The organism is Mesorhizobium sp. B1-1-6 (assembly GCF_006443035.1).
GTDB lineage: Bacteria > Pseudomonadota > Alphaproteobacteria > Rhizobiales > Rhizobiaceae > Mesorhizobium.
Map to the genome: position 1 here is coordinate 465,547 of NZ_VFWR01000002.1, position 9,895 is coordinate 475,441.

Annotated in this window: 10 protein-coding genes and 1 tRNA gene; 8 read left to right on the plus strand and 3 right to left on the minus strand. The window is 63.3% G+C overall.

The annotated features are described in order from the left end of the window. Nucleotides 1–24: 24 nt before the first annotated feature. On the minus strand, nt 25–1,572 hold the full coding sequence (locus FJ979_RS05925) for an aldehyde dehydrogenase family protein (protein WP_140580233.1): 1,548 nt from the start codon (nt 1,570–1,572) through the stop codon (nt 25–27). A gap of 292 nt (nt 1,573–1,864) precedes the next feature. On the opposite strand from FJ979_RS05925, the gene FJ979_RS05930 reads away from it, so the two are divergent. Continuing rightward, a complete protein-coding gene (locus FJ979_RS05930) occupies nt 1,865–2,707 on the plus strand; it encodes an IclR family transcriptional regulator (RefSeq protein WP_140554757.1) in 843 nt (280 codons plus the stop codon). A 381-nt stretch (nt 2,708–3,088) separates the two neighbouring features. On the opposite strand, the gene FJ979_RS05940 is transcribed toward FJ979_RS05930, so the two are convergent. Beyond that, complete coding sequence (locus tag FJ979_RS05940) at nt 3,089–3,850, minus strand: IclR family transcriptional regulator C-terminal domain-containing protein (RefSeq protein WP_140580234.1); 762 nt, start codon at nt 3,848–3,850, stop codon at nt 3,089–3,091. Between the two features lie 123 nt (nt 3,851–3,973). On the opposite strand from FJ979_RS05940, the gene FJ979_RS05945 reads away from it, so the two are divergent. From FJ979_RS05945 to pcaF, 3 genes are read left to right on the plus strand one after another with little or no spacing between them, the layout of a single operon-like run. Beyond that, a complete protein-coding gene (locus FJ979_RS05945) occupies nt 3,974–4,696 on the plus strand; it encodes a 3-oxoacid CoA-transferase subunit A (protein ID WP_140524516.1) in 723 nt (240 codons plus the stop codon). Next, nucleotides 4,693–5,364: a 3-oxoacid CoA-transferase subunit B gene (locus FJ979_RS05950; protein WP_140580235.1), complete on the plus strand. Its 672-nt coding sequence runs from the start codon at nt 4,693–4,695 to the stop codon at nt 5,362–5,364. The genes FJ979_RS05945 and FJ979_RS05950 overlap by 4 nt, the downstream gene beginning before the upstream one ends. Beyond that, the gene (pcaF, locus tag FJ979_RS05955; RefSeq protein WP_140580236.1) at nt 5,365–6,573 is read left to right on the plus strand and encodes a 3-oxoadipyl-CoA thiolase; all 1,209 of its coding nucleotides are present in this window, start codon (nt 5,365–5,367) and stop codon (nt 6,571–6,573) included. A gap of 243 nt (nt 6,574–6,816) precedes the next feature. Here the strand turns inward: pcaF and FJ979_RS05960 are convergent. Then, nucleotides 6,817–6,891 (minus strand) — tRNA-Gly (locus FJ979_RS05960). A 216-nt stretch (nt 6,892–7,107) separates the two neighbouring features. Between FJ979_RS05960 and FJ979_RS05965 the strand changes: the two genes are divergently transcribed. From FJ979_RS05965 to FJ979_RS05980, 4 genes are all read left to right on the plus strand, one after another. Next, a complete protein-coding gene (locus tag FJ979_RS05965) occupies nt 7,108–7,605 on the plus strand; it encodes a prolyl-tRNA synthetase associated domain-containing protein (RefSeq protein ID WP_140554753.1) in 498 nt (165 codons plus the stop codon). 78 nt (nt 7,606–7,683) lie between these two features. Beyond that, complete coding sequence (trxA, locus tag FJ979_RS05970) at nt 7,684–8,676, plus strand: thioredoxin (protein ID WP_140580237.1); 993 nt, start codon at nt 7,684–7,686, stop codon at nt 8,674–8,676. Nucleotides 8,677–8,839: 163 nt separating this feature from the next. Next, nucleotides 8,840–9,511 carry an LON peptidase substrate-binding domain-containing protein gene (locus FJ979_RS05975; protein WP_140580238.1) on the plus strand — a complete coding sequence of 224 codons (672 nt, stop codon included), beginning with the start codon at nt 8,840–8,842 and terminating at the stop codon, nt 9,509–9,511. A 19-nt stretch (nt 9,512–9,530) separates the two neighbouring features. Further along, nucleotides 9,531–9,779: a Trm112 family protein gene (locus FJ979_RS05980; RefSeq protein WP_140514079.1), complete on the plus strand. Its 249-nt coding sequence runs from the start codon at nt 9,531–9,533 to the stop codon at nt 9,777–9,779. Nucleotides 9,780–9,895 lie beyond the last annotated feature (116 nt).

The window sequence follows — 9,895 nt, forward strand, 5'->3', positions numbered from 1 at the left end:
GGCGAAGAGCGCGACCTCTTTCGATCACCTGGTCATGATCGTGTGGCTCTGCTCGCGCAGGTACTGTGGCAGGAACCACGAGCCGAGACCGCCCTTGCCGCTGACCCCGGTGCCCTTCCAGCCGCAGAATGGCTGCGCGCCTGGCCATGCACCCGTCGTCGCGCCGCTCGCACGGTTGGCGTAGAGAACCCCTGCTTCGGCGGTGTCGAGGAAGTGACGCAACTCTTCCTGGTCGTTGGTAAAGATGCCGGCGGATAGTCCGTAGGCGATGTCGTTGCCCTCTTCGATCGCGGCATCGAGACTATCGAAACCGCGGACGACCACGAAAGGCATGAAGAGTTCGTCGCGGGTCAGCCGGCCCGGACCATCAAGTTCGACGACCGTCGGCAGGACGTAGTTGTCCGCAAAGCGCTGGCCCAGGGCGGCGCCCCCAAAATGCACCTTGCCTTTTTCCTCGACTTCCGACAGTGCGGCCTGGAAAAGGGCGACTGTGGCGTCGCCATAGACAGGGCCCATAAAGGTCTCGGCCTTGCGAGGATCTCCGACCACCAGCTTTGCGGCGAATGCTACCAGCTTCTCGATGAATTCCGCCTTGACCTTCTCGTCGACATACACGACCGAGCATGCGGAGCACTTCTGGCCTTGCAGGCCAAAAGCGGAGCGCGCCACTCCCTGCGCCGCACGGTCGAGATCGGCCTTGCTGGTCACGTAGGCAGGGTTCTTGCCACCCATTTCGGCGATGACGGGCTTCATGTGGGGCAGCGTTGCCATATGACGGAAGATGCTCATGCCGGTCTTATGGGAGCCCGTGAATGCAACGCCGTCGATGCCGTTGTCGGTGGCAAGAAGGCGCCCCACCTCTCCATCGCCAAGCACGATGTTGAAAACACCTTCGGGCAATCCCGCCTTGCGAAGCGTTTCGGCAATCAGCAATCCGGTCAGCGCGCAACCCGGCGACGGCTTGTAGACCACCGCATTGCCTGTCAACAGCGCACCCGAGACCATGCCGATCGACAAGGCGAGCGGAAAGTTGAAAGGAGCGATGACCGCGAAGACGCCATAGGGCTTCATGACGCTCGTAGCGGTCTCGTTTTCGACCAACATGTTCATCGGCCGGACGAACCCGTTGTTCGCCTTCATCTCCGATGCGTAGTACTCGACCATGTCGAGGCATTCCTCGGCTTCGCCGACTGCCTCGAGGCGGGACTTTCCGATCTCGTATAGCGCTGCCAAACCAAGGTCATACTTCCGCTCCGCCAGCGCCTCTCGCCAGCGGGCGCCGAATGCAAGGCGATCGTCCAGCGTCGAACGGTTCCAGGCCTTCGCGCCGGCTCGGGCAGCCTGGATCGCCGACTTGACGTCTGACGGGGTTGAAGCCGGGAACTTGCCGAGAGAGATCTTCTTGTCGATCGGGCTCAGGATCTCTTTCCGAGCGCCAGTCGCAAACGGCGTCGACCACTCGCGACCCAGTGTGTTCTTCTCGAAATCCGGGATCATTGCGTCGAGGTGAGCGTGAACCGGGGAAAAATCCACTCCGATGTTCGAGTAGGTCACACGCGGGAGTTCAGCCATTTCAAGTTCCTCCGAAAATCGGTATTTAGTCCGATAATCAGGATTTGGCTTGCGAGTCAATCGAGGGGACCATAAAATGGGGATAATACCGAATTTCGGAATTTGCGAGGACATTTCCGGATTCGGGTACTAACGGAGCCCGATTGATCGAGGGCGTGCGGCCGTTCGGCTATTCTACGGAGACCCCGGGCTCAAGGCGCGGCGGAATAACAAGGGACCGACCTTGCCCCTCATGTCTGTTTTGAACGATAACCTTCTTGCAGTTGCAATTGTCAGATCGGCGTAGGTGCCCTTGAATACGAAGTCGAAGAAGCCGAGCGCCAAGGACAGCCCCCTCGAGCGCTACATCTCGATCATGGAGACGGTCGCGCCGTTCGAGCATGGCCTGACGGCGATCGAACTCGAAACGACGCTTGGACTGCCCAAAACCACGATCAACAGGCTGCTGCACGCCTTGATCGAAAGCGGGATGATCACCGCCGAGAGCGTTCGCAATCGGACATACCGTCTCGGCGATCGCTTGCTGCAGCTGCTACAGATGTCTCCGGATAGCGGCTGGCTGACGACGCTCGCGCAGCGACCGCTTCAGGATTTGGCCGACCGCACCGGCCAGTCGGCGTTCCTGTCGAAGTTCGACGGTACCGAAGTGCGCTCGGTCACCTGCGTCGCGCCCGACACTCCGGTCCGGACCTATGTCATGCCGGGCATGGCCATGCCTGTAAATGCGACCGCTTCGGCCAAGGCGATCCTTGCGTTTCATCCGCAGGAGACCGTGAAGAGGATCCTGGCGACGGAGCTGCGCAGCTATACCGATCGGACGAAAACGAAGATCGCGGAGTTGACCAGGGAATTGGCCGAGGTTCGGGAGCAGGGTTACGCCATGGACCTGGCCGAGCATGTTCCGGGCCTTGGCTCGATCGCATTTCCGATAAGGCCGACGAGCGGTGAGGTGATATACGCGGTGGGACTTACGGGACCCTACGGTCAGATCATAGAGCAAAACTTCAAGCAGCATTGCGCAGCGCTCGCGGAGGCCGCCCAGCGCATGGCGAAGCTGGCGCAGATGCACGCCTACAACGGATCGGCTATGGCCGCAAAGAATGCCGCAGCGGATCAGCGACAGGGCGGTGCGTGAGCGGCCAGTCACTTGCGCGAAGAAACGTCGCGCTTTGAACCGAGAATGTAGTTTCGCGATCTCCGTCTCGACGGCGGCGAATGTCCGGCTCCACCCTCCGAAACCACTCGATGGAAATCCTCGGGGTTGAAGGCCTCGCCCATTGCGTTCAGGGTTTGCTGCCCGGATCGAATATCGCCTCACGCCCAAGGGTGCAGGCGCTGGAGACCGCCTTCTCGCGGATGTTCCGGACGAGGATGTGTTCGGCGTGATCCGCCACCTCGATCTTCCATGAGCTCGCCCGCCGCGGCTACGATGAAGCGGGCGTCGACAAGATCATGGGTGGGAACATGCTCTCCTACTTCGAGCGACTTGGACGCTAGTTCCCTCTGTGCCAGCGCCCTAACGTAGCACTGCCCGCAGTTCAGCTTGAAGTGCACGCAACGGCTCCAGGTAGAGCGCAACGAGATTGCTGACACTCACCTGTGTCGCCGCCACGCCGACGTTCACGGCTGCGATCACTGTCCCGCGCACGGTCATCAACGGCACGGCGATCGAGCGCAATCCGAGCTCGACCTCCTGATCGATCAACGCGAACCCTTGCGTCCGCACCCGCCCCAACTCCGCAAGGATGGTGTCGGGGTCGGTCAAGGTGTGAGCAGTCCGCGCCGGCAGGGCATGGGAAGATAGAAGATGTGCAGCGCGTTCCGGAGGCATGGCTGCCAGGAGCACGCGCCCCATGGAAGTGCAGTATGCCGGAAGCCGCGAGCCGGGCATCAGCGCGATCGACATCACCTTTCGCTGCGCCGCGCGCGCGACGTAAACGACGTCGGTGCCGTCCAGAATCGAGACGGACGAGCTTTCGCCGAGCCGCTCCGAAAGGTCATCCAGCAAAGGCTGCACCAGATGCGGCAGCGGCATGGTTGCCAGACAGGCTGTCCCGAGCCTCAACACGCGCGGAGTGAGCGTGAAGAACTTTCCGTCGTAGTCGGCGTAGCCGAGATGGGAAAGCGTAAGGAGACAGCGTCTGGCTGTCGCCCTGTCGAGACCGGACGCATTCGCGACGTCCGTGATCGACTGCCGTGGCCGTTCCACCGTGAACGTCTCTATGACAGACAACCCCTTGGCCAAGCCACCCATCGTGTCTCGTTCGGAAATGGGCATCCATTCACCTTGTGCGATATGTCAACAAACGAATGATATCGCACAAGCCAGCTTGCCGAAAGATCTCGTCTGCCGATACGTGTGGCGGCGAAATCGATCTTGGAGCCGGGAAAGGCTGGTTACGTGGACAAGACAATCGCGAGCCTCGCGGAAGCAGTGGCAGTCGTCGAAGACGGCATGACCGTCATGATCGGCGGCTTCGGCGGCGCAGGTGCTCCGATAGAGCTGATCCACGCCCTGATTGACCATTTTCGCGCTACCGGCGCCCCGAAAAACCTTACGATCGTCAACAACAACGCAGGGAACGGACGGATCGGCATCGCCGCCATGATCGACAATGGCATGGTCGCCAAGATGATCTGCTCGTTCCCGCGCTCGTCCGATCCGCGGGCATTCACCGAGCGGTATCTCGCCGGGAAAATCGCGCTCGAACTGGTTCCACAGGGGACCCTGGCCGAACGAATCCGCGCCGGTGGCGCGGGCATCCCGGCTTTCTACACGCCGACGAGCTACGGGACCGATCTCGCGGCCGGCAAGCCTGTGGCCGAGTTCGAGGGGCGCCACTATGTGCAGGAACGTTGGCTGAAGGCGGATGTGGCCCTCATCAAGGCGGAACTTGCCGACCCTCATGGTAACCTCACCTACAGGAAGGCGGCACGCAACTTCTCGCCGCTGATGGCGATGGCCGCACGCACGACCGTCGTTCAGGCGCGCCGGATCGTCCAGCCCGGTGCGATTGATCCCGAGCTGGTCGTGACGCCCGGGATCTTCGTGGACCAGGTGATCGAGGTCTCGAACCCGATGCAGGAAGAGGCGCTTATCCGCCAAGGGGTCGCATACGCATGACAGTCAAGCTGACCAACGCGCAGATTGCATGGCGCGCCGCGCAGGACATCGAGGACGGCGCTTATGTGAACCTCGGCATAGGCTTTCCCGAGATGGTGGCGAGCTTTCAGCCGCCTGGGCGTCGGGCGATCTTCCACACCGAAAACGGCATCCTCAATTTTGGCGAAGCCCCGGCGGCAGGCGACGAGGACTGGGATCTGATCAATGCGGGGAAGAAGGCGGTCACGCTCAATCCGGGCGCTTCGTTCTTCCACCATGCCGACAGCTTCGCGATGGTGCGCGGCGAACACCTCGACGTTGCCATTCTCGGCGCCTACGAGGTGGCCGAGACCGGTGACCTTGCGAACTGGAGCACAGGACCCAAGGGCATACCAGCGGTCGGTGGTGCCATGGATCTGGTGCACGGAGCAAAACGCGTGGCCGTCATCACCGATCACGTCACCAAGGACGGTCGTCCGAAACTGGTGAAAGCCTGCAGCCTTCCCCTGACCGGCGTGCGCTGCGTGACGAGGGTCTACACGAGCCTTGCGGTCATAGACATCATCGATTGTCGTTTCGTGCTGCGCGAGAAGCTGCTTGCGATGAGCTTCGATGAATTGCAGGCGCTGACCGGCGCAGAGCTTAAGGTCGATGGCGAAATCAAATCCTTGGCGGCACCGGAGCTCTGAATGACCGAGGCCTTCATCTGCGACTACATCCGCACCCCGATCGGCAGGTTTGGCGGTTCGCTGTCCTCGGTCCGGGCCGACGATCTCGGCGCGGTGCCGCTGCGAGCGCTGCGGCACCGCAATCCAGGCCTGGACTGGTCCGCGGTGGATGAGATCATCTTTGGCTGCGCCAACCAGGCAGGCGAGGACAACCGCAATGTCGCGCGCATGTCATCGCTGTTGGCTGGACTGCCGATCGAAGTCCCCGGCAGCACCGTCAACCGCCTGTGCGGTTCTGGAATGGACGCCGTGGGCATCGCTGCACGGGCCATCAAGGCCGGCGAAGCCGACCTGATCATCGCCGGTGGCGTCGAATCCATGAGCCGCGCGCCGTTCGTGCTTCCGAAGGCGGGCGAGGCGTTCTCGCGCAACGCCGAGATTTACGACACCACGATCGGTTGGCGCTTCGTCAATCCATTGATGAAGAAGCAGTACGGCGTCGATTCGATGCCGGAGACGGGTGAAAACGTTGCGGAAGCCTTCAAGGTCAGCCGCGCCGATCAGGATGGCTTCGCCGCACGCAGCCAGGCCAGGACCGCCGCCGCTCAGGAAAATGGCCGGCTGGCGCTGGAGATCACTCCGGTGACCGTACCCCAGCGCAAAGGCGATGCTATCGTGGTCGATCGCGACGAACATCCACGCACCGGAACGACAACCGAGTCGCTCGCCAAGCTTCCAGCGCCGTTCAAAAAGGAAGGTGGCACCGTCACAGCGGGCAACGCTTCTGGCGTGAACGACGGAGCGGCAGCGCTGATCATCGCGTCCGAAGCCTCCGTCAAGGCATTCGGGCTCACACCGATCGCCCGGATTCTGGGCGTCGCGACGGCCGGGGTTGCCCCACGGATCATGGGGATCGGCCCGGCTCCGGCGACACGCAAGCTTTGCGCGCGCCTCGGCATCGCGCCTTCGGACTTCGATATCATCGAGCTGAATGAAGCATTTGCCTCCCAAAGCATCGCCGTGCTCCGCGAACTCGGGATCCCCGAGGACGCGGAGCATGTGAACCCGAACGGCGGAGCGATCGCGCTCGGGCACCCGCTTGGGATGTCGGGCATTCGCATCACCGGCACTGCCGCGCTCGAGTTGCGGTCCCGAAAAGCACGACTGGCCCTGGCCACGATGTGCATCGGTGTCGGACAGGGTATCGCGATCGCTCTGGGCAGTGCGTAGCGGAGATGGTGCGACAGTCCGAGTCAGGCGGATTGCATCGATCCGCAGCAAAGCAGCCACGGGTATGGATCGGTTGACGTTTGTCAGCTTGTCGATTCGCTAACAGACCAGAGCTATGGCGAGCCGACAAAGATCGTGCCCTGGCTCGCCAAGTCATGGGAGATATCAATGACCTACGCGCAAAAAAGAAGCGCCGCACTAGGCGGCGCTTTCTTTTAATTGCTTAATTCCCCAAGAGGAAACTGGAGCGGGTGAAGCGATTCGAACGCTCGACCCCAACCTTGGCAAGGTTGTGCTCTACCCCTGAGCTACACCCGCTCGCGCGGCTTTGGGCCGCAAGCCGGGCCTATATGGCTGAAGAGCGCGGCGATTGCAACAGGGAAATCGCAGGCTTTTTTCAATGCGCCGGACGAGGCCGGCGGGCCGCCGGCGGGAGGCGGAAGGATTCGGCGCCGCGTCGCGCGGCGGTCTTGTCTCGACCATGTCATTGGCCGTAAACGGCATGGCTGGAAACCAGCCGAAGACGAGAACCCCATGCCCAGGACCGAAGCCGAGCTCTTTGCCTTTCTTGCCGAACTCGGCATCGCCGTTTCGACGAAACGCCATCCGCCGCTCTATACGGTCGCCGATTCGCAGGCGCTGCGCGGCGGAATCGCCGGCGGCCACACCAAGAACCTGTTCCTGAAGGACAAGAAGGACGCCTTCTTCCTGGTCACGGTCGGCGAGGATGCTGTCGTCGACCTGAAGCAGATCCATCATGTGATCGGCGCCGCCGGCCGCGTTTCCTTCGGCAAGCCGGAGATGCTGATGGAGCTTCTGGGCGTCGCCCCGGGCGCAGTCACGGTGTTTGGCCTGATCAACGACACGCAGCACAGGGTCAGGGTCGTGCTCGACGAGGCGCTGATGCGGCATGCGGTGATCAACGCGCATCCGCTGACCAATGAGGCGACGACGTCGATCGCATCGGGCGACCTCGTCAGATTCGTCGAGGCAACCGGGCACGATGCTGCTATCTTGAAAGTCTCGGCATGATCGCCACATGGATGGCGAAACCGGTTTCCAACCAAGGACAGTGCGCCGATCCGCTGGCGCCACCGAAAGGGCGACGACATGAGTGACAACAATCCGTTTGGCGGCTCCTTTGGCAATAGCGGCGGCCAGTATGCCACGACGGTGCAGTATGGCGGCGGCGCGAAACCGCAGAAACCTGCGGCCGGCGCCGCCCCCGCCGGCGACGTCATCAAGGATACGACCACCGCGGCCTTTGCCGCCGATGTCATCCAGGAATCGCGCCGCCAGCCGGTGCTGGTGGATTTCTGGGCGCCGTGGTGCGGGCCGTGCAAGCAGCTGACGCCGCAACTGGAAAAGGCGGTCCGCGCCGCCGGCGGCAAGGTCAAGCTGGTCAAGATGAACATCGACGACCATCCCTCGATCGCCGGCCAGCTCGGCATCCAGTCCATTCCGGCGGTCATCGCCTTCAAGGACGGCCAGCCGGTCGATGGCTTCATGGGCGCCATCCCCGAGAGCCAGATCACCCAGTTCATCGACAAGGTCGGCGGCAAGGGCAATGGTGCGGCTGATGTAACCGAGGCGCTGGCGGCGGCGGCCGAGGCGCGCGCTGCCGGCGACGTGCAGACGGCGGCCGACATCTATGACGCCGTGCTCGAGCAGGCGCCGGAGACGATCGAGGCGATAGCGGGGCTGGGCGAATTGCTGTTCGAGGCCGGTGATACCGAAGGCGCCGAGGCGATGCTGGCGCGGGCGCCGGAGGCCAAGGCCGATGCGCCGCCGCTGGCCGCGCTGCGCGCCAGGATGACCTTGGCCGCGCAAGCGTCCGAACTCGGCAACCCGGCGGAGTTCGAGCGCCGGCTGGCTGAGAATCCCGGCGACCATCAGGCCCGCTTCGATCTGGCCATGGTCCAGAACGCCAGGGGCGAGCGCGATGCGGCCGCCGACAATCTCCTGGCCATCATCAAGGCTGACCGCGGCTGGAACGAGGACGGCGCCAAGGCGCAATTGCTGCGCTTCTTCGAGGCCTGGGGCATGACCGACGAGGCGACGCTTGCCGCGCGGCGCAAATTGTCGTCGCTGCTGTTTTCCTGAGCCGGCGCGGCCGAATGGTCGCGCGGGACTTGCACCCGGCGCCGGCCGCGCCAGATAGGACGAATCCGGCCCGCCTTTCCCTCGGGAAGCCAACAACCCCGGGCAGCGACAGGCGGATCGCGGCATGGAGGCGCTTCCCAGGCGAAGCGATCGGAGGAACGAGGTGCAAGCGGGAAACGCTCACTACCGGCTCGCCAGGGATCTGCCGTCGACCATCCCGGTCTTTCCGCTCGAGGGCGCGCTTCTGCTGCCGGGCGGCCGCATGCCGCTCAACATCTTCGAGCCGCGCTACCTGCAGATGGTCGACGAGGCGATCGCCGGCTCCCGGCTGATCGGCGTCATCCAGCCCAGCCTCGACGGCGCCTTGCGCGACGATGGCGAGCCGGAACTCTGCAATGTCGGCTGCGCCGGCCGCATCATAGCGCTTTCCGAGACCGGCGACGGCCGCTACCTGATTTCGCTGCAGGGTGTGTGCCGGTTCCGTGTCACCCATGAGCTGACGGTCAAGACGCCGTTCCGCCAAGGCAAGATCGCCCCCTTTCTCGCCGATCTCGACGACGAGCAGGCGGCCGCCGAGGTCGACCGGCCGGCGCTGCTGCGGGCGTTCCGCTCCTATCTTCAGGCCAACGACCTGGAGGCCGACTGGGAAAGCGTCAGCCGGGCCGAAAACGCCATGCTGGTCAACGCGCTGTCGATGATGGCGCCCTATGGGCCGGCCGAGAAGCAGGCGCTGCTCGAAGCGGCCGATCTCAAGACCCGCGCCGAAACGCTGATCGCCATCACCGAAATGGCGCTGGCGCGCGAGAACGAGGATTTTGGCTCGAGCCTGCAGTAGGATGTTGAGAGAGGACACGATGGCGGCGGATGGGCGTGACGGAAAGAGAGCGAATGTCGACCCCAGGATGCTGGAGCTGCTGGCTTGCCCGCTGACCAAGGGGCCGCTGGCCTGGGATCCCGAGCGCGGCGAACTGATCTCGCGGGTCGCCAAGCTCGCCTATCCCGTGCGCGACGGCATCCCGATCATGCTGCCTTCGGAGGCACGGAGCATCTCGGCGGAAGACGTGCTGCCGCCGCGGCTGGGCGGGCCGGCCGGCTCGACGTGAAAATTATCAAGGTCGGCATTCTACGGCGCCCCCCTCTGCCCTGCCGGGCATCTCCCCCTCAAGGGGGGGAGATCGAATGTCATCTCCGCCTTCGCCAATCTCCATTGTTGCAGGCG